Source organism: Bradyrhizobium tropiciagri (assembly GCF_018130505.1).
GTDB classification, from domain to species: Bacteria; Pseudomonadota; Alphaproteobacteria; order Rhizobiales; family Xanthobacteraceae; genus Bradyrhizobium; species Bradyrhizobium tropiciagri_B.
In genome coordinates this window covers 568,795-586,159 of sequence record NZ_JAFCKH010000002.1, presented here as the reverse complement: position 1 = coordinate 586,159, position 17,365 = coordinate 568,795, and the positions used below count along the sequence as shown (strand labels likewise).

Here is a 17,365-nt window from a genome sequence, read left to right as displayed (position 1 = left end):
ATAATACCACATGCCAACGCGGTTAACCCGCGCCCGGCTTGTGCGGCGCAATAGCTGCGCCCGGCAGCCCTGCATCCCATTCTCTTTGCTGACGATATGATCGGCCGTGCAAAAGCCGAAAGTCTTATTGGGGCGGGTTTCACTGCGATGTTACCTTGAAACCAAGCCTAAGGCTTATTCGGCCCGAACCCGGCAGGCGGGGGCGAGCTTGGCAGCAAAAATCGGGGGGAGCTATCCAGATGTCCACAGTGACTGCAACTTCGGCGCGCCCGGCAGGCATGACCAAGGATGAACGCTTCGTCATCCTCGCGTCGTCGCTCGGCACCGTCTTCGAGTGGTACGACTTCTATCTCTACGGTTCGCTCGCCAGCATCATCGGCGCCCAGTTCTTCTCGGCCTATCCGCCCGCGACCCGCGACATCTTCGCGCTGCTGGCCTTCGCCGCCGGCTTCCTGGTCCGCCCGTTCGGCGCGATCGTGTTCGGCCGGGTCGGCGACATCGTCGGCCGCAAATACACCTTCCTCGTCACCATCCTGATCATGGGTCTGTCGACTTTCATCGTCGGCCTGCTGCCCAACGCGGCCACGATCGGCATCGCGGCGCCGATCATCCTGATCGCGCTGCGGCTGCTGCAGGGCCTCGCACTCGGCGGCGAATATGGCGGCGCGGCGACCTACGTGGCCGAGCACGCCCCGCAGGGCAAGCGCGGCTACTACACCTCGTTCATCCAGACCACGGCAACGCTCGGCCTGTTCCTGTCGCTGCTGGTGATCCTGTTCACCCGTAGCGCCGTCGGCGAAAAGGAATTCGCCGAATGGGGCTGGCGCATTCCGTTCCTGGTGTCGGTGCTGCTGCTCGGCATCTCGGTCTGGATCCGGCTGCGGCTCAATGAATCGCCGGTGTTCCAGCGCATGAAGGAAGAGGGCAAGGGCTCCAAGGCCCCGCTGACCGAGGCCTTCGGGACCTGGAGCAACGCCAAGATCGTGATCCTCGCGCTGCTCGGCCTGACCATGGGCCAGGCCGTGATCTGGTACACCGGCCAGTTTTACGCGCTGTTCTTCCTGCAATCGATCCTGAAGGTCGACGGCTACACCGCCAACCTCCTGATCGCCTGGTCGCTGCTGCTCGGCACCGGCTTCTTCCTGGTGTTCGGCGCCCTGTCAGACCGGATCGGCCGCAAGCCGATCATCCTGGCGGGCTGCCTGATTGGCGCGCTCACGCTGTTCCCGATCTTCCGCATGATCTCGACCAACGCCAACCCGGCGCTGGAAAAGGCCTATGAGACGGTCAAGGTGCAGGTGGTTGCGGATCCGAAGGGCTGCGGCGACTTGTTCAACCCGGTCGGCACGCGTGTCTTCACGGCGCCCTGCGACACCGCCCGCGCCTTCCTCGCCCAGTCGTCGGTGAATTACTCGACCGTCGCGGGCACCGCTGGTGCGCCGGTAAAGATCATGGTCAACGACAAGGAGGTCCCCTACACGGACGCCAAGACGTCGAATCCCGCGATCACCGCGGCGATCCAGGCGGCAGGCTATCCGAAGGTGGGTGACGCCGGCATCGTGAAGATGGCGCATCCGTTCGACATCTTCCGTCCGCAGGTGGCCGCGATCATCGGCCTGCTGCTGATCCTGGTGATCTACGTCACCATGGTCTACGGCCCGATCGCCGCGATGCTGGTCGAACTGTTCCCGACCCGCATCCGCTACACCTCGATGTCGCTGCCCTATCACATCGGCAACGGCTGGTTCGGCGGCCTGCTCCCGGCCACCGCCTTCGCGATCACCGCCTCGACCGGCGATATCTATTCCGGCCTGTGGTACCCGATCATCTTCGCATCGATCACCGTCGTGATCGGCGCGCTGTTCGTTCCGGAAACCAAGGACGTCGACATCAGCAAGATCTGATCGACTGGAATCCGCATTCCAAATGCATCGGCCGCGGAGCGATCCGCGGCCGATGTTTTTTTGAGAAGCGTTCAGGACGGGTCAGCGCGTGGCGCCGATGAACTGCAGCACGATCTCGCGGCGGTGCGGACGGGCGCGATGCTCGATGAGATAGATGCCCTGCCAGTTGCCGAGCATCATCTCGCCGTCGAGCACCGGAATCTGCAGCGAGGTTGCGGTCAGCATGGTCTTGATATGCGCCGGCATGTCGTCGGGACCCTCGGTGTCGTGACGCCAGCCGCCATCTTCAGGCGCGGCCCGATCGAGCGCCGTCATCAGGTCGGCGAGCACCGTGGGATCGGCATTCTCCTGGATCGTCAGCGAGGCCGAGGTGTGGCGGATGAACAGGGTCACCGCGCCCTCGCCGGCACGCGCTTCGCGCAGGAATTCTTCGACCTCGGCCGTGATGTCGGTAAAGCCGGCGCCCGATGTCTGCAACGTCAGGCGCGATGAGACGATGCTGGGGGCCGTGATTGAAGATGGCGCCGAGCGCGAAATTGTCTTTGTTGAGTTCATCTGTAGTCTTTCAACACTCTCGAGCGTCGTCCCGGCGAAAGCCGGGACCCATACTCCGCAGCCCCTCGATTTCGAAGACTCGGAGTAACACTCTCATAACCAACGAACAGCAGTGGTTATGGGTCCCGGCCTTCGCCGGGACGACGCTGCGGAAAGAGACGATCAGATCTTGCCGCCGTTGACGTCGCGCTGCACGCGGTTGGCCATCTCGATCAGCCGCCGCCACGCGCGCTCCACGAACGACATCACGCGATCCATATCTTGATCGCTCGGCAGCGGGATCTCGATCTTGCGCTCGTTCTCGGCCGTCTTCGGATCGGCCTTCTTCAGTTGGTCCGATTTCGGCAGCGCCTCGTCGGTCTTGTCCGATGTGGCGGGCTGGCGGGCCGCAAGGTCGGTCCTCAGTTTATCGTTGTCGGCCTGCAGCCGCCCGATCTCGGCATCCAGGGCCGCGCGCTCGTCAGGCACCATGTAGCAGGCCCAGCCGGCGCTCGAGTTGGTGCAGGTCGACACCGCGCCGGTGCGGGTGTCGAGCCGCAGGAAGCCGCTGCCTGCCGGGGATAATGTGTAACGGCCGTTCTCGGTGTCGGGCGCCGATTGCGCCATCGCCGGGCCGGCGGCGACAACGGACACAACGGCAAGCGCGGCGGATATTTTCAAGGGCGATATCGCTGTCGGCATGGCTCGCTCCGCCTCAACCTGATTCTGCCCCTGTTTAAGTGAACTATGGGCCTCGCCAACCGAATTCAACGCGCATGAGCGCGGCTAGCGGCCGATCTTGCGCGCCGCCAATCGGGATGTGTCGGTGAAGTTCCGCTCGTCGCCGTCCGACCGCGGATTCGCAGCGCCCCTGGCGCCGCCGGACAATTTGCCTGCGATCGTAACGGCTTACAAAGCCGGCGCGGAGCTTTCGCGCGCGCGAGCTGTTGCACCGCGATCACTGCGTCACTCTGACCTTGAATATCTCCAAATAAATCCAGCAGAATCAAAGCAATAACTGGTTACGACGCAATCTTGACTTGATTGGACGCGGTAAGTATGGTCCGCGCGGCTTTTGACGGGGACGGGCGTAATTTCCATCATCCGCGGCTTCGGTTAGTGTTTGCAGCATGGCTGAAAACACCAACGACCGCACAAGTGGAAATCGCGATCCATCGTCTCCTGACGAAGCTGCGCTTTCCGCAAGGCTCGGAAGTCTCGATCATCGGTTGTCAGAAATTCGCGACAGCCGCAGGAGCAAGACTGATCAATCCGGTACTGAAGGCGGGGACAGTGCGGCCAGAGCTTCGGCGATGGCGCTCGGTTTTCGTCTTTCTTCGGAGCTGATCGCGGGCGTTGCCGTCGGGGCGGCGATTGGCTGGGGAGTCGACCGTTGGCTGTCGACGTCGCCATTCGGCTTCATCGTGTTAACGCTGCTCGGCTTCGTCGCCGGGGTGGTCAACGTGGTGAGGTCCGCGGGCGTGGCCTCGGGCAAGCGCTGAGCGCCGACGGAAGTCACGACATTTGAAATTCGATAACCGGCGACACGGCCGGTGGACCAAGAGCCGCGCGGATGAAAATCGACCCTATCCACCAGTTCAACATCGAGCCCTTCTTCACGCTCGGCCACATCGGCAATCACACGATCGCCTTCACCAATTCGTCGCTCTTCATGCTCATCGCGGTGCTCCTGATCGCACTGCTGATGCTGGCGAGCGGTCGGGAGCTGATCCCCGGACGGCTGCAGTCGGTCGCCGAGATCTCCTACGAGTTCGTGGCGACCACGATCCGCAGCACGGCCGGCGCGGAAGGCATGAAGTTCTTCCCGCTGATCTTCTCGCTGTTCATGTTCCTCTGCGTCTCGAATCTGGTCGGTGTTATTCCCTACACCTTCACGATTGCGAGCCACCTGATCGTCACCGCAGCCCTTGCGCTGCTGGTGTTCTTCACCGTCCTGATCTACGGCGTCTACAAGAACGGCCTGAAATTCTTCAGCATCTTCGTCCCCCACGGCGTTCCGATCTACATCCTGCCGCTGGTCATGTTCATCGAGATCCTGTCGTTCTTCCTGCGGCCGGTCTCGCACAGCGTTCGTCTGTTCGCCAACATGCTGGCCGGCCACATCGCGCTCAAGGTGTTCGCGGGCTTCGTCGCGATGCTCGGCTTCTCGCTGGGTGCGCTCGGCTGGGTCGGCGGCGTCCTGCCGCTGGCGCTCACGATTGCGCTGTACGCCCTCGAACTGCTGGTCGCGTTCCTGCAGGCCTACGTGTTCGCGATCCTGACCTGCATCTACCTCAACGACGCCATTCATCCGGGACACTAAGCGGTCCGGGGAATCTCCACCCACCAATCTGTCTATCTCTCAAGGAGCTACATATGGAACCGGCAGCAGCAAAACTTATCGGCGCGGGCATCGCGTGCATCGGCATGGGCGGTGCGGGCGTCGGCGTGGGCATCATCTTCGGCAACTACCTCGCCGCTGCGGTGCGCAACCCCTCGGCCGCTCAGGGCCAGTTCGGCAACCTGATCTTCGGCTTCGCCGTGACCGAAGCGCTCGGCATCTTCTCGCTGCTGATCGCGCTGCTGCTGCTGTTCGTTCCGCTCTGAGCGGCACCCCGGTTCCGCTCTGCGGTAACCTTCGCGCCGCCCAAAGGATCGTTCCAAGGATCATTCCAGGGGCGGCGCGCATGACAGCAACAGGAGAACACCATGGCTGAGAGTCATGGCGAGGCAAAAGGCCAGAAAGCCGGCGCCCACACCGAGGCCGATGGCGGACATCACGGCGGAGCCTTTCCGCCGTTCGATTCGTCCAATTTCGCCTCGCAGCTGGTGTCGCTGGCGATTGCATTCGTCGCGCTCTATCTGATCGTGTCGCGTATCGCACTGCCGCGCGTCGGCGGGACGATCGATGCACGTCAGGACAAGATCGAGGGCGATCTGGCCGAGGCGCAGAAGCTGAAGGACGAGTCCGACGCGGCGCTGAAGGCCTATGAAAGCGAACTGGCGAATGCGCGTTCCCGCGCCCAGGCAATTGGCAACGAGACCCGCGAGAAGCTGAACGCGGCCTCCGAAGCCGAACGCAAGGCGCTGGAGGACAAGCTGGCCGTCAAGCTCGCCGACGCCGAGAAGCAGATCGCAACGACCCGGGCGAACGCCATGAGCAACGTCCGCGGCATCGCGGCGGATGCCGCCGGCGCCATCGTCCAGCGGCTCGCCGGCGTGACGCCGGACGCGAACGTGGTCGGCAGCGCCGTCGATGCTTCGCTGAAGGGATAAGCGAATGTTCTATGAACCGGAAACCTGGGTTGCGATCGCCTTCATCCTGCTGATGATCGTGTTCGGCTATCTCGGCGTCCACCGCACGCTGCTGACGGCGCTCGATCATCGCGCCGACCGCATCAGGGCCGAACTGGACGACGCCCGCCGTCTGAAGGAAGAGGCCGCCAAGCTGCTCGGCGAGTACAAGGCCCGCCGTACCAGCGCCGAGCGCGAGGCCGAGGAGATCATCTCCAGCGCCAAGGCCGAGGCCGAACGGATTGCGGCCGAAGCCAAGACCAAGATGGAGGATTTTGTCGCGCGGCGGACCAAGACCGCCGAGAGCAAGATCGCCCTCGCCGAGGCCCAGGCCGTGGCCGATGTCCGCGCCGCCGCGGCCAACGCCGCGGTCACCGCCGCCTCGACCATCCTGGCGCAACAGGTCAAGGGCCCGGTCGCCGACGATCTCGTCAGCAAGGGCATCGCCGAAGTCCGCTCCAAGCTGAACTGACGCAGACCCGATCCAAACAAAAGGCTGGTGCGAGCGATCGCACCGGCCTTTTTGTTTGTCCTGACTAGTTTGTCCTAGCTTGTCTGTCCTGGCGGGCTTGTTCGTCCCGGCGGGCACGACATCGTCGCCGCAGCCGGGCCCGCTATTTCTTCTTGTGGGGCCGCGCCTTGGGCTCGCCCTTCAGGGCCTGCGGATCGAAGCCGATATAGAACACGTAGCTGTCGTTGTCGGCCGGCGACGGCGCCGGGTAGACGACGTCCTCGGCGACCAGACTGAACGGCACGCTGCCGCTTTCGTCGACCTGCACCGTGGTGACATAGGCCTTGGTCATGACCGTCCGCTCGCCGATGCCGCCCTTCACCACGGCGACGCGCAGCGGCACCTCGACGGTCGGCGGCGCGCCGGACGGCCCGACGATCACCCGGCCCTGGATGCCGATCTTGGCGGTGATCTCGCCGTTGTTCAGGCTGCATTGCCGCGCCGTGCGCGAGATCGAGGCCTGGAACTTGATGTCGTTGCCGACCGGTTGCTTGCCGGGGGCAGCCACCGCATAGGTCGAGGCGCCGGAGCGGATCGTGACCTGCGGGCAGGTCAGCTCGGCGGCGCTGTCGTCGAGTACCGGCGGTGCCGAGGGCGTGGCCGGCTTGTCCGATTCGGACGAGCCGCCGAACAGGCTCTTGAAGCGGTCGCTGAGGGACTGCGCCGATGCCGTGGAAGCAAACATTCCCGAGCCCAGCCCGATCGCAACCGCCGCCGCAACCGCGAGCCTGATTACGCCCTTGTCACCCATGTCAGCTTCAACCGCCTCCAACCAAAAATGCCGATTTCGCCGGCGTTATAGCAAGCCAATGGCGGCGAACCCAAGGCATCAAAGCTGGTGCGGGGCTGCCTGCCGTTCCATTAGGCGAAGATCAACCGCGGAAATCCTCATGCAGCAGGCCGAACAGCAGGTGGTCCTGCCAGATCCCGTTGATGCAGAGGTAGCGCCGCGCCAGGCCCTCGCGGGTGAAGCCGCACTTCTCCAGCACCCGGATCGACGGCGCGTTGGAGGGGATGCAGGCGGCCTCGATCCGATGCAGATTGAGCTCGCCGAACAGCGACGGCAGCAGCACCCGCAGTGCCGTCGTCATATAGCCGCGATGCGCATGCGGCTGGCCGACCCAATAGCCGATGGTGCCGGCCTGCACGATGCCGCGCCGGACATTGGCGAGCGTGATGCCGCCGATCATCACCCCGTCCGCCTCGCGGAAGATGATGAACGGATAGGAGCGGTCGGCGGCGATGTCCTCGGTATAGCGGCGCAGGCGGCGGCGGAAACCCGAGCGGGTCAGGTCGTCGGACGGCCAGATCGGTTCCCATGGCGTGAGATAGGCCCGGCTGAGCTCGCGCAGCTGCGCCCATTGCGGAAAGTCCGACATCTGCGGCGCCCGCAGCAGCAGCCCGTGACCGCGCGGCATCAATGCAGCCGGTCCGCTGGATGGCAAACGAAACAGGGCCATGGCCCGATACTCCCCCGCCTGCGCTCCCTCGCCCCGCCCTTGCGGGGAGAGGGTCGGGTGAGGGGCTCCATCCACGAGCGAGCCGATTAGTGGGACCTGTACCCCCTCACCCGGATTGCTCCGGACGATGCTTCGCATCGCCTAGCGCAATCCGACCTCTCCCCGCAGGCGGGGAGAGGTAAATTCTCAATGCAGCAACGTCTTCGCCTTCGACCTGGTCAATCCTTCCGCAAAAGCCACCGCCGTGTCCAGACCCCTGCCGCTGCCGAGCGCGACCACGGCGGGCCGGCTGCGCAACAGCAGCGCACGGGCGGCGTTGCGGCTCGATTCGACGCTGACGCCGTCGATCCGCGCCACCAGTTCCTCCACCGTCTGCGGCCGGCCGTAGGCAAGCACGTGGCGGGCCAATTGTTCGGCCCGCGACGAGCAGCTTTCCAGCGCCATCAGGAGGCCGGCCTTCATCTGCGCCTTGGCGCGCGCCACCTCGGCCTCGGTCAGGGTTTCCACGGCGTCGTTGATGACGTCGACGATGACTTCCATCATCTCGGGCGCGTCGGCGGGATCGGTTCCGGTGTAGAGGCCGAAGAAACCGGTGTCGCTGTAGGGCGCGTGGAAGGAGTAGATCGAGTAGCACAGGCCGCGCTTCTCGCGCACCTCCTGGAACAGCCGCGACGACATCCCGCCGCCGAGCGTGTTGGTGAACACCTGCAGCGAGAACAGCGACGGATCGGCCTGCGGCACGCCCTCGAGCGCCAGCGTCAGATGCGCCTGCTCGAGCTCGCGATGCACGACCTTGGAGCCGCCCTTGCCGAACTTCGCCGGCTGCGGCTTCGGCGCCGGCGTCGCCTCGAAGCTTGAAAACTTCTGCGTGACGTCCTCGACGATGCGCTTGTGATCGACGGCGCCGGCGGCGGCCACCACCATGTCGGGTGCGCGGTAATGCGTCGAGAGATAGCCGCGCAACATGTCGCGGTTGAAGGCCTTCAGCGTCTTGGCGGTGCCGAGCAGCGAGCGGCCCATCGGCTGCTCCGGAAAGCAGAGCTCGTTGAGATGCTCGAACACGACGTCGTCGGGCGTATCCTGCGCCGCGCCGATCTCCTGCACGATCACGCTCTTCTCGCGCTCCAGCTCGTCCGGCAGGAAGGACGGATTGGCGAGGATGTCGGACAGCACGTCGAGCGCCAACGGCACGTCCGCCTTCAACACCCGCGCATAATAGGCCGTGGTCTCGGTCGAGGTGCCGGCATTGAGGTCGCCGCCGACCGCCTCGATCTCCTCGACGATCTCGCGCGAGGAGCGCCGCGTGGTGCCCTTGAACGCCATGTGTTCCAGCAAATGCGAGATGCCGTGCTCGTTCGGCTTCTCGTCGCGGCCGCCGACTCCGGCCCAGACGCCGAGCGCCGCGGTTTCCAGATGCGGCATGGTGTCGGTGACGATGGTGAGGCCGCTTGGAAGCTTGGTGATTTCAACGCTCATCCGATGGCTCCTTGCTTGGCGGCGCGGCTGACCGACAGCACGAAGCGCTCGATCTCGTCGGAATCGTTCTTCATGACAGTCATATGCTCTGACTTCGACATCAGGCCGCCGAGCCAGGCCGGCAGCTGCGGGCGCACCCCGCAGGCGGCCTCGACCGCATCGGGGAATTTCGCCGCATGCGCGGTCGACAGCAAGATGTTCGGGATCTTCGAGTCGGACGTGTCGCGATCGGCGACCGCGAGAGCAACGGCGGTGTGCGGATCGACCAGATCGCCGGCCTCGCGCCAGGCGGCGCGGATCGCAGCCGCGGTCTCGGTCTCGTCGGCACGGCCGGCGTCGAAATCTTTCCGCACGGCAGCCAGCGTCGCGTCCGGCAGCACGAAGCGGCCGGACTGCTTCAGCGAGGCCATCAGGCGGCGGACCTGTTCGGCGTCGCGGCCGCTGGCCTCGAACAACAGGCGCTCGAAATTCGAGGACACCTGGATGTCCATCGATGGCGACGTCGTGGCGTGCACCTCGCGCACCTCGTAGATGCCGGTCTTCAGCGTGCGCGGCAGGATGTCGTTGACGTTGGCGGCGATCCGCAGCCAGCGGATCGGCAGCCCCATCCGCTTGGCGACATAGCCGGCGAAGATGTCGCCGAAATTGCCTGTGGGCACCGTGAAGTCGACGGTGCGCTGGGGTGAACCGACCGCGACCGCCGAAGTGAAATAGTAGACCACTTGCGCGACGATGCGCGCCCAGTTGATCGAGTTGACGCCGGACAGCGCGACGGTGTCGCGGAAGCGATGGTTGTTGAACATCGCCTTCACCAGCGCCTGGCAATCGTCGAAGGTGCCTTCGATCGCCAGCGCGTGGACATTGGCGGCGCCGGTCGTCGTCATCATCCGGCGCTGCACGTCGGAGATGCGGCCGTTCGGAAACAGCACGACGAGATCGACATTGTCGAGATTGGCAAACGCCTCGACCGCCGCGCCGCCGGTGTCGCCCGAGGTCGCGACCACGATGGTGGTGCGCTGCGCACGCTTGGCCAGCACGTGATCCATTAGCCGCGAGATCAGCTGCATCGCGACGTCCTTGAACGCCAGCGTCGGACCGTGAAACAGCTCGAGCAGGAACTGGTTCGGCCCGGCCTGATCGAGCGGTACCACCGCGGGATGGCGGAAGGTGGCATAGGCCTCGTTCGCCATGCGCCCGAGTTCGGCGTCGGAAATCTCGCCGGCAACGAACGGACGGATGATCTCGACCGCGACTTCCCAATAGGGCCGGCCGAACAACGACGCGATGGTTTCGGGCGACAGAACCGGCCAGGTCTCGGGCACGTAGAGCCCGCCGTCACGGGCAAGCCCGGTCAGCATCACGTCGCAGAAGCCCAATGCCGGGGCTTCGCCCCTGGTCGAAATATACCGCGTCAAACTGCCCTCCAAAGGCCCTCAGCCTAACCTTCAAGCCTTTGATATCATGGAATTATCGTGTCCGCTTGGCGCGAACCGGACGGTCACCATAGAAGATCGGACCGGCAAAGGGTAGCCCGAACCATGCGTCCCGGGGTCGCTCGGGTTGATTGCGGGTTGCGCGATCGTCCGCCCAACAACGCGGCGTCATCACCCTCGCATGCGGGTGATCCGGTATTCCAGAGGCGGTCGTTGTAAATCGATGGGCCGCGGCGTTACTGGATCGCCCGGTTGAACCGGGCGATGACAGCTGTGACGGGGATGCGGCTTCGCATTCTCGCGACATGAGTTGCCCGAGCTTCCGGTCGCGGTTGCAACCACCCGGCGGCGGCATTGATCCAGATCAACGCCGCCACATAATATCCATGAAGCCTGCCTCGCCAGGATGCCGTGGAGACGTTCATGCCAGCCGATGCCACCGATGCAATCGAGGCCGGAATTCGGTCAGCGTTCACCGCGTATTCCAAAGAGGACGATCCGGAGTGGCGCAGCTCATGCTGGATCAAGCCGGATGAGTGCTCTCATTTGGCGCAGAGCATCTTGAGAGAATTGGCGACCAGAGGCTTCGAGATCGTCAGGAAGCCGGCTTAGGCAGAAGGCCGGCTCCGATGCGATCCCTGACCGTCCGGGCGATGGCCAACGGCGCCTCGTCGGGGATGGCAAAGCATGAACTCGCGTTGATCTCGCAGAGCACATAGGTGTCGGCGCCATCGAGATCGCGCGGACCATAGAGGAAATCCGCGTCCCAGATCACCGGCAGCGATGCCCCGTCGATCGCCAGCAGCTCGATCAACTGCGGAATCCATTCGTCCTCCATCAGCCTGCGCAACGTCTGGAATTGCGCGGCATCGGGACCGTGCATGATGCGAGGGCCGGGCTGAGCCTCCGGGGAATCGGGTCCCTGTGGGGGCGGCGGGATCAGCGCCTTGATCAGCTGATGGCCGAAGCCGGCCACCTTCGACCCGCTGACGTAGCAACGGATCATGCCTTCCGGCAATCGCGGCTGGAATGCCTGATCGATGATGCAGCCGCCCCATCCGAAATACGGCTCGCAGCGCGCCATGAACGCTTGCAGCGGCATGTCCTCAGGGTAACTGCCGCGCTGCGCGTGCAGCACGCGAACCATCGCATCTGCATTGGGCGAAGATTCTTTCGACAAGGCTTCGACCTTCCAGACGCCCTGCCCGCCATTGCCGCGATTCTGCTTGAGGACACGCGGGCCGGCCGCAAGCAGGCGTGACGGGAATTCGGCGCGGAAGGTGTCCGTGGTGTCGTAACGGTGCGTATCGGTGCCCCAGCCGAGATGGCGCGTGCGGTAGAGCACCTCCTTGACGCCCATCTTGAGGATGACGTCCGGATGTGCGCTCACCCAGGGGCGTTGCGTCGCGATCTCGCGGAGCAGCGGATCGAGCGCGGCGCGCGTCTTGCCCTGATGGATCGGATCGACCCAGACGAGGACGCCGTCCATCGTCAGGAGTTGGTCCCGGACGTCATCTGCGAACGCCTCGTCGTAGACGACGGGAATGGCCTCGATGCCGGACGCGGCGAGCGCCTCGAAGACGCGCACGAAGCGGTTGTTGTGCGCCGTCGTCTCCCGGCGCGCCGCGGCATCGCCACGCCACAGGATGGCAATCCTGGAACGAAGTGGGGTCTTGGAACGAAGGGATGTCTGCTGTTCGGTGTCCATGTGCAAAGCTCCACGACGAATCGTGTCTCGCGCAGAGCTTGGACCGAAGTCTCACGGGGAGTCTGGCTTGTCCCCGTGGCGATGAGTTTAGACGAGCTCGCGCAGGTTTCAAGACGCCGCGCGTGAGAGCCTTGATGGTCTTCAATCGGAAGCAGCGTGATGGAGCCACCGGCGGAAGGGTTCCCTCTCCCCTTGCGGGGGAGGGTTAGGGAGAGGGGTGCCACACGGTGCGCTCTCTCCATGTGCATTCGATCATGTGCGCGAGATTGCGAAGGCTCTGCTCCCATCGATCATCTCGCTCGGGGCTACCCCTCTCCCCACCCTCCCCCGCAAGGGGGGAGGGAGCCTGACTGACGTGCTCGCCTCACTGAGTGCGGCTTGCTCGCCTCACACGGCACTACCAAAGTTGACACGTCGGATCGCGATGGCCGTTGAGTGCGCCGTTGCAGCAACCTAAATGGAGAGTGCCCACGAACCCGCCGCGCCCGCGGCCTGTTTCCTGCCCCTTGCAACAAGAGCAGCCTCATGCGCCCCCACATCATCTGCCACATGGGCACGTCGATCGACGGCCGCCTGCATCCGAGCCGCTTCACGCAGACGGCTTCCGGCATCTCGCGCGAGGTGCTGCGCTCGCACTATGAGCGGATCCACGACGCGTTCGACGCAGACGGCTGGATCATCGGCCGCGTCACCATGAACGAGATGGCCAAGGGAACGCAGCGCCAGATCGCCAATGCGCCGAAGTTTTCGCGCGATGCGCATCTCGGCAACCGCAACGGCCGCAAGCTTGCGATCGGCATCGATCCGTCGGGCAAGGTGCATTTCGGCAAGGACAATGTCGGCGGAGATCATGCGGTCGCGGTGCTGGGCGAGCAGGTCTCCGACGCCCATCTCGCCGAACTGCGCGAGGACGGCGCTTCCTATCTGTTTGCCGGCGCGAAGGGCGGCGATCTGCCCGGCGCGATGGCGCAGCTGGCTTCACTGTTCGGCGCCAGGACGCTGCTGCTGGAAGGCGGCGGCGGCATCAACGGCGCGTTCCTCAAGCACAGCCTGATCGACGAATTCAGCACATTGATTTTCCCGGCGGTCGACGGCGTCGCCGGCTCGCAATGCATCGTCGACTATCACGGTCCCGAAGGCGATCGCCCCGGCGCCGGACAGGCGCTGCGGCTGACCCACTGCGAGACTCTCGAGGGCGGAATGGTGTGGCTGCGTCACGCCGTGGAGCGCGCGGCGGGATAAGCGCCCCGGAGGAGCCGGCTTCCCGAGCCGCTCAACACTCGTTCCGGCACGCGGCGAGGAAGAACGCGACGCCGCGCGCGACATGCGCGTCGATCTCCTCGTCGAGGACCTTGAGATCGACCTCGAACAGCGCCCGCAGCAGCATCGGCACGGCGATCAGATCGAGAAACAGCCGCGCCGTCTCGTGCAGGCGATCCGCGCCGAAGGCCGGCAATTTTCCGATCTCGTCCGATTGCGTCAGCTCGCGCAGCAGGTGGACGCCGAGCTCGGTGCTGAGCTCACGGGCCCGGCGGTTGACGGTGGCGGCGAGCTCGGGGAAGCGGTGCGCTTCGGCGATCGCGAGCCGCATCAGGCCCATCCGGTCGGCATCGAGCCCCCAATGCAACAGCGTGGCCGCAGCGCTGGTCAGCCGCTCTTCCACCGTGGTGCCGATCGGCGCCCCGACCTTGAACTCCGCGATGCGGGCCAGGATGTCGTGCGTCACCACCTCGGTGAACAGCGCGCGCTTGTCGCGGAAGCGCGCATAGATCGTGCGCTTGCCGGAGCGCGCGGCCTCGGCGATCTCGTCGATGCTGGCGCCTTCGAAGCCGCGCAGCAGGAACACCCGGCGGGCGGCATCGAGGATGCGCCCGTCGACCTCACCGGCCAGCTCCTTCGGCGGACGTCCGGCGCGGACCTCGATGCGCTTGGCCTTGGGCGCGGCCGGTTGCTTCAGGGTACTGGCTTTCATGGCGGCTAAATCCGGGTTCCGTTGACCACCCATACTGGCAACATCGCTCAACATACCTTCATCACATCTGGTTGTAAATAGAACGGTACAGTACCGTTTCTATTGACGCTGCGACACTGCAGGACTATTTGCCGCATAGAAACGAAACTGTTTCGTTCCCTTATGCAGGCCCGTCCGGACCTCGCCTGACAAGCAGGAGCAGCCACCATGTACGACGACACTGTTCTGGAACGTGGCGAGGCGAGGCGCGCGGGCATCGACGGCTCGTCCTCGATTCCGGCCTCATATGAGCCGGACTTCGGCTTGCCGGAGACCACGCGGGCGCCCGCGCCCGAGCGTCCGGTCGGCAAGGAGCCCGCCGGGCCTGCGGCAGCCCGCCCAGAGACAACCGGCAAGGCGCCGCGGAGCGGCTTGCTGCGCCGTCGTCCCGTTGTTTCCGCGATCGGCGCCGTGCTGATCGCGGCCACCATCGGCGGCGGCTATCTCTACATGGACTACGCCGATCATTTCGAATCGACCGACGACGCCTTCATCGCCGCGCGGCAGTCCGCCCTCGCCCCGAAGGTCGCCGGCTACATCGTCGCCGTTCCCGTCACCGACAACCAGCATGTCAACGCCGGCGACGTGATCGCCCGGCTCGACGACCGTGACTATCGCGTCGCGCTGGCACAGGCCGAGGCGCAGGTCGCGGCTGCGCAGGCCAACATCCAGAACGCAGACGCGCAACTCGACGTGCAGCGGGCCCAGATCGACGCCAGCCAGGCGCAGGTCGACCAGGCGCAGGCGGCGCTGGTGTTCGCGCAGCAGCAGGCAACACGCTTCCAGCATCTGGAGCAGACCGGCTACGGCACGGTGCAGAACTCCGAACAGTTCACCTCGCAACTGCATCAGCAGCAGGCCGCGCTGCTGAGCGCGAAGGCAACCCTCAACCTGGCGCAGCGGCAGATCGAGGCGCTGAATGCGCAGCGCAAGAGCGCGGTGGCGAACCTCGCGCAGATGCAGGCACAGCGCGACCAGGCCGAGCTCAATCTGTCCTACACCACGGTGCGGGCGGCGCAGCCCGGCCGGGTCGTCAATCTCACCGCCGCGGTCGGCCAGTTCGCGCAGGCCGGCACCAACCTCTCGATGTTCGTGCCCGACCAGAGCTGGGTGACCGCGAACTTCAAGGAGATCCAGCTCGACCGGATGCGGCCGGGCGAGAAGGTGACGCTGCGGATCGACGCCTATCCGAACCGCGAGATCCACGGCCATGTCGAGAGCGTGCAGCCCGGCTCCGGCACCGCGTTCTCGCTGCTGCCGGCGCAGAACGCCACCGGCAACTACGTCAAGATCGTGCAGCGCGTGCCGGTGAAGATCGTGATGGACAATCCGTCGACCGACGTCGCGCTCGGCCCGGGCATGTCAGTGGTGCCGACGGTGCGGGTCGATGCCGCACCGTCGCTGATCGAGCGGCTCGGCAAGCTGAGTCTCGGGAGGATGCTATGAGTGCCGCCGCCATCGACGCCAAGGCGCTGGCGGCCCCGAGCATCGCGCCCAATCCCTGGCTGATCGCGATCGTGGTCGCGCTGGCGAGCTTCATGGAGGTGCTCGACACCACCATCGCCAACGTCGCGCTACCCTATATCGCGGGCGGCATGGGCGTGAGCTCGGACGAAGCCTCCTGGGTGGTCACCACATATCTCGTTTCCAACGCCATCATCCTGACCGTCTCGAGCTTTCTCGCCAGACTGCTGGGGCGCAAGACGTTCTTCCTGACCTGCCTCGGCATCTTCACGGTGAGTTCGATCTTGTGCGGCTTCGCGCCGAACCTGAACGCGCTGCTGCTGTTCCGCATCCTGCAGGGGCTCGGCGGCGGCGGCATGGTGCCGGTGGCGCAGTCGATCCTCGCCGATGCGTTTCCGCCGGCCAAGCGCGGCCAAGCCTTCGCGGTGTTCGGTGTCGCCGTGGTGGTGGCGCCGGTGGTCGGGCCGACGCTTGGCGGCTGGCTGTCCGACAATCTGTCCTGGCACTGGTGCTTCCTGATCAACGGTCCGGTCGGCGTGTTCGCGATCGCGCTGATCGCCGCGGTGCTGCCGGCGAAGAACGAGGCGCCGAAGCCGCAGGACGCCGGATTTGACTTCATCGGCTTCATGCTGGTTGCGACCTTTCTCGGCGCGCTCGAGGTGATGCTCGACCGCGGCCTCGAGGACGACTGGTTTGCCTCGCCCTTCATCGTCACCTTCGCCGTGATCTGCGGCTCGGCGTTCGTGCTGATGATCCCGTGGGAGATGACCCGGCGCAATCCGATGATCGACCTGCGCATGGTGGCGACCCGGCAGTTCGGCGCCTGCTTCCTGGTGATGCTGGCGACCGGCGCGATCCTGCTGGCGACGACGCAGTTCCTGCCGCAGCTGGTGCAGCAGGATTTCGGCTACACCGCAACCTGGGCCGGCCTCGTGCTGTCGCCGGGCGGCCTCGTCACCATGACGATGATGTTCGTGGTCGGCCGCCTCGCCGCCAAGGTGCAGCCGAAATATCTGATCGCCGCCGGCGCGCTGGTGGTCGCGGCCTCGATGTACAGCATGACCAGCGTCTATGCCGATCTCGGCTTCTGGTTCATGGCGCGCTCGCGCATGCTGCTCGGCGTCGGTCTGCCGCTGATCTTCGTGCCGATCATGGCGGCGTCCTATGACGGCATTCCGCCCGACAAGACCGACCAGGCCTCCGCGCTGATCAACGCGGCACGCAACACCGGCGGCTCGATCGGCGTCTCGCTGGTGTCCAACGTGCTGACGCATCGCGAGCAGTTCCACCAGAGCCGGCTGGTCGAGCAGGTGACGCCGTCAAGTGTGCAATATCAGGACACGCTGCAGCAGGTGACGAATTTCTTCTCAGCCCAGGGCTCGTCGCTGGCAGAGGCGCACAGCCAGGCGATCCAGTGGATCGGCCAGCAGGTGCAGAACCAGGCCTCGTTCCTGTCCTACATGGATGCGTTCTGGGTGCTGATGCTGATCTCGCTCTGCGCCGTGCCGCTGGCACTGACACTTCGTAAGGTCAGGCTCGGCGGTCCGATGCGCGCCGGGCACTGAGCGGG

The 17,365-nt window shown here is 65.1% G+C and carries 17 protein-coding genes; 9 read left to right on the top strand and 8 right to left on the bottom strand.

Annotation, left to right across the window (positions count from 1 at the left end):
- Positions 1-278 precede the first annotated feature (278 nt).
- Positions 279-1,904: an MFS transporter gene (locus tag JQ633_RS07015; RefSeq protein WP_211984178.1), complete on the top strand. Its 1,626-nt coding sequence runs from the start codon at positions 279-281 to the stop codon at positions 1,902-1,904.
- Between the two features lie 81 nt (positions 1,905-1,985).
- On the opposite strand, the gene JQ633_RS07010 is transcribed toward JQ633_RS07015, so the two are convergent.
- Positions 1,986-2,459 (bottom strand): secondary thiamine-phosphate synthase enzyme YjbQ, encoded by a 474-nt coding sequence (locus tag JQ633_RS07010; RefSeq protein ID WP_211983837.1) that lies wholly within the window; start codon positions 2,457-2,459, stop codon positions 1,986-1,988.
- A gap of 162 nt (positions 2,460-2,621) precedes the next feature.
- A complete protein-coding gene (locus JQ633_RS07005; protein ID WP_211983835.1) occupies positions 2,622-3,140 on the bottom strand; it encodes a hypothetical protein in 519 nt (172 codons plus the stop codon).
- Positions 3,141-3,568: 428 nt separating this feature from the next.
- On the opposite strand from JQ633_RS07005, the gene JQ633_RS07000 reads away from it, so the two are divergent.
- The 5 genes from JQ633_RS07000 to JQ633_RS06980 all read left to right on the top strand — a co-directional run bounded on the left by JQ633_RS07000 (position 3,569) and on the right by JQ633_RS06980 (position 6,204).
- Positions 3,569-3,940 carry an AtpZ/AtpI family protein gene (locus JQ633_RS07000; RefSeq protein ID WP_211983833.1) on the top strand — a complete coding sequence of 124 codons (372 nt, stop codon included), beginning with the start codon at positions 3,569-3,571 and terminating at the stop codon, positions 3,938-3,940.
- Between the two features lie 71 nt (positions 3,941-4,011).
- The gene (locus tag JQ633_RS06995; protein WP_211983831.1) at positions 4,012-4,761 is read left to right on the top strand and encodes a F0F1 ATP synthase subunit A; all 750 of its coding nucleotides are present in this window, start codon (positions 4,012-4,014) and stop codon (positions 4,759-4,761) included.
- 53 nt (positions 4,762-4,814) lie between these two features.
- Positions 4,815-5,045 carry a F0F1 ATP synthase subunit C gene (locus JQ633_RS06990; RefSeq protein ID WP_016847054.1) on the top strand — a complete coding sequence of 77 codons (231 nt, stop codon included), beginning with the start codon at positions 4,815-4,817 and terminating at the stop codon, positions 5,043-5,045.
- Between the two features lie 102 nt (positions 5,046-5,147).
- Positions 5,148-5,714: a F0F1 ATP synthase subunit B gene (locus JQ633_RS06985; protein WP_211983829.1), complete on the top strand. Its 567-nt coding sequence runs from the start codon at positions 5,148-5,150 to the stop codon at positions 5,712-5,714.
- A gap of 4 nt (positions 5,715-5,718) precedes the next feature.
- Entirely contained in the window at positions 5,719-6,204 is a 486-nt protein-coding gene (locus JQ633_RS06980) for an ATP F0F1 synthase subunit B (protein ID WP_211983827.1), read from the top strand.
- A gap of 142 nt (positions 6,205-6,346) precedes the next feature.
- Here JQ633_RS06980 and JQ633_RS06975 read toward each other — a convergent pair whose 3' ends face one another.
- The 5 genes from JQ633_RS06975 to JQ633_RS06955 form a co-directional block, all read right to left on the bottom strand.
- Complete coding sequence (locus tag JQ633_RS06975; protein WP_211983825.1) at positions 6,347-6,994, bottom strand: hypothetical protein; 648 nt, start codon at positions 6,992-6,994, stop codon at positions 6,347-6,349.
- A 121-nt stretch (positions 6,995-7,115) separates the two neighbouring features.
- A complete protein-coding gene (locus JQ633_RS06970) occupies positions 7,116-7,703 on the bottom strand; it encodes a GNAT family N-acetyltransferase (protein WP_211983824.1) in 588 nt (195 codons plus the stop codon).
- A 186-nt stretch (positions 7,704-7,889) separates the two neighbouring features.
- Positions 7,890-9,179 (bottom strand): M16 family metallopeptidase, encoded by a 1,290-nt coding sequence (locus JQ633_RS06965; RefSeq protein ID WP_211983822.1) that lies wholly within the window; start codon positions 9,177-9,179, stop codon positions 7,890-7,892.
- The gene (gene thrC, locus JQ633_RS06960; protein ID WP_211983820.1) at positions 9,176-10,594 is read right to left on the bottom strand and encodes a threonine synthase; all 1,419 of its coding nucleotides are present in this window, start codon (positions 10,592-10,594) and stop codon (positions 9,176-9,178) included. Before thrC ends, JQ633_RS06965 begins: the two co-directional genes overlap by 4 nt.
- Positions 10,595-11,207: 613 nt before the next feature.
- Positions 11,208-12,320, bottom strand: a complete 1,113-nt coding sequence (locus JQ633_RS06955) for a Cj0069 family protein (protein WP_211983818.1) — start codon at positions 12,318-12,320, stop codon at positions 11,208-11,210.
- Between the two features lie 525 nt (positions 12,321-12,845).
- On the opposite strand from JQ633_RS06955, the gene JQ633_RS06950 reads away from it, so the two are divergent.
- Positions 12,846-13,562 (top strand): dihydrofolate reductase family protein, encoded by a 717-nt coding sequence (locus tag JQ633_RS06950; RefSeq protein ID WP_211983816.1) that lies wholly within the window; start codon positions 12,846-12,848, stop codon positions 13,560-13,562.
- Positions 13,563-13,593: 31 nt separating this feature from the next.
- Here the strand turns inward: JQ633_RS06950 and JQ633_RS06945 are convergent, their stop codons facing one another.
- Positions 13,594-14,292, bottom strand: a complete 699-nt coding sequence (locus JQ633_RS06945) for a TetR/AcrR family transcriptional regulator (RefSeq protein ID WP_211983815.1) — start codon at positions 14,290-14,292, stop codon at positions 13,594-13,596.
- Positions 14,293-14,499: 207 nt separating this feature from the next.
- Between JQ633_RS06945 and JQ633_RS06940 the strand changes: the two genes are divergently transcribed.
- Positions 14,500-15,777: an HlyD family secretion protein gene (locus tag JQ633_RS06940; protein WP_211983813.1), complete on the top strand. Its 1,278-nt coding sequence runs from the start codon at positions 14,500-14,502 to the stop codon at positions 15,775-15,777.
- The gene (locus JQ633_RS06935; RefSeq protein ID WP_211983811.1) at positions 15,774-17,360 is read left to right on the top strand and encodes a DHA2 family efflux MFS transporter permease subunit; all 1,587 of its coding nucleotides are present in this window, start codon (positions 15,774-15,776) and stop codon (positions 17,358-17,360) included. The genes JQ633_RS06940 and JQ633_RS06935 overlap by 4 nt, the downstream gene beginning before the upstream one ends.
- Positions 17,361-17,365 lie beyond the last annotated feature (5 nt).

Bases quoted from the DNA above. Each gene is read 5' to 3' on its own strand.
- JQ633_RS07015 (WP_211984178.1), top strand. From the start codon at position 279: ATGACCAAGGATGAACGCTTCGTCATCCTCGCGTCGTCGCTCGGCACC.
- JQ633_RS07010 (WP_211983837.1), bottom strand. From the start codon at position 2,459: ATGAACTCAACAAAGACAATTTCGCGCTCGGCGCCATCTTCAATCACG.
- JQ633_RS07005 (WP_211983835.1), bottom strand. From the start codon at position 3,140: ATGCCGACAGCGATATCGCCCTTGAAAATATCCGCCGCGCTTGCCGTT.
- JQ633_RS07000 (WP_211983833.1), top strand. From the start codon at position 3,569: ATGGCTGAAAACACCAACGACCGCACAAGTGGAAATCGCGATCCATCG.
- JQ633_RS06995 (WP_211983831.1), top strand. From the start codon at position 4,012: ATGAAAATCGACCCTATCCACCAGTTCAACATCGAGCCCTTCTTCACG.
- JQ633_RS06990 (WP_016847054.1), top strand. From the start codon at position 4,815: ATGGAACCGGCAGCAGCAAAACTTATCGGCGCGGGCATCGCGTGCATC.
- JQ633_RS06985 (WP_211983829.1), top strand. From the start codon at position 5,148: ATGGCTGAGAGTCATGGCGAGGCAAAAGGCCAGAAAGCCGGCGCCCAC.
- JQ633_RS06980 (WP_211983827.1), top strand. From the start codon at position 5,719: ATGTTCTATGAACCGGAAACCTGGGTTGCGATCGCCTTCATCCTGCTG.
- JQ633_RS06975 (WP_211983825.1), bottom strand. From the start codon at position 6,994: ATGGGTGACAAGGGCGTAATCAGGCTCGCGGTTGCGGCGGCGGTTGCG.
- JQ633_RS06970 (WP_211983824.1), bottom strand. From the start codon at position 7,703: ATGGCCCTGTTTCGTTTGCCATCCAGCGGACCGGCTGCATTGATGCCG.
- JQ633_RS06965 (WP_211983822.1), bottom strand. From the start codon at position 9,179: ATGAGCGTTGAAATCACCAAGCTTCCAAGCGGCCTCACCATCGTCACC.
- JQ633_RS06955 (WP_211983818.1), bottom strand. From the start codon at position 12,320: ATGGACACCGAACAGCAGACATCCCTTCGTTCCAAGACCCCACTTCGT.
- JQ633_RS06950 (WP_211983816.1), top strand. From the start codon at position 12,846: ATGCGCCCCCACATCATCTGCCACATGGGCACGTCGATCGACGGCCGC.
- JQ633_RS06945 (WP_211983815.1), bottom strand. From the start codon at position 14,292: ATGAAAGCCAGTACCCTGAAGCAACCGGCCGCGCCCAAGGCCAAGCGC.
- JQ633_RS06940 (WP_211983813.1), top strand. From the start codon at position 14,500: ATGTACGACGACACTGTTCTGGAACGTGGCGAGGCGAGGCGCGCGGGC.
- JQ633_RS06935 (WP_211983811.1), top strand. From the start codon at position 15,774: ATGAGTGCCGCCGCCATCGACGCCAAGGCGCTGGCGGCCCCGAGCATC.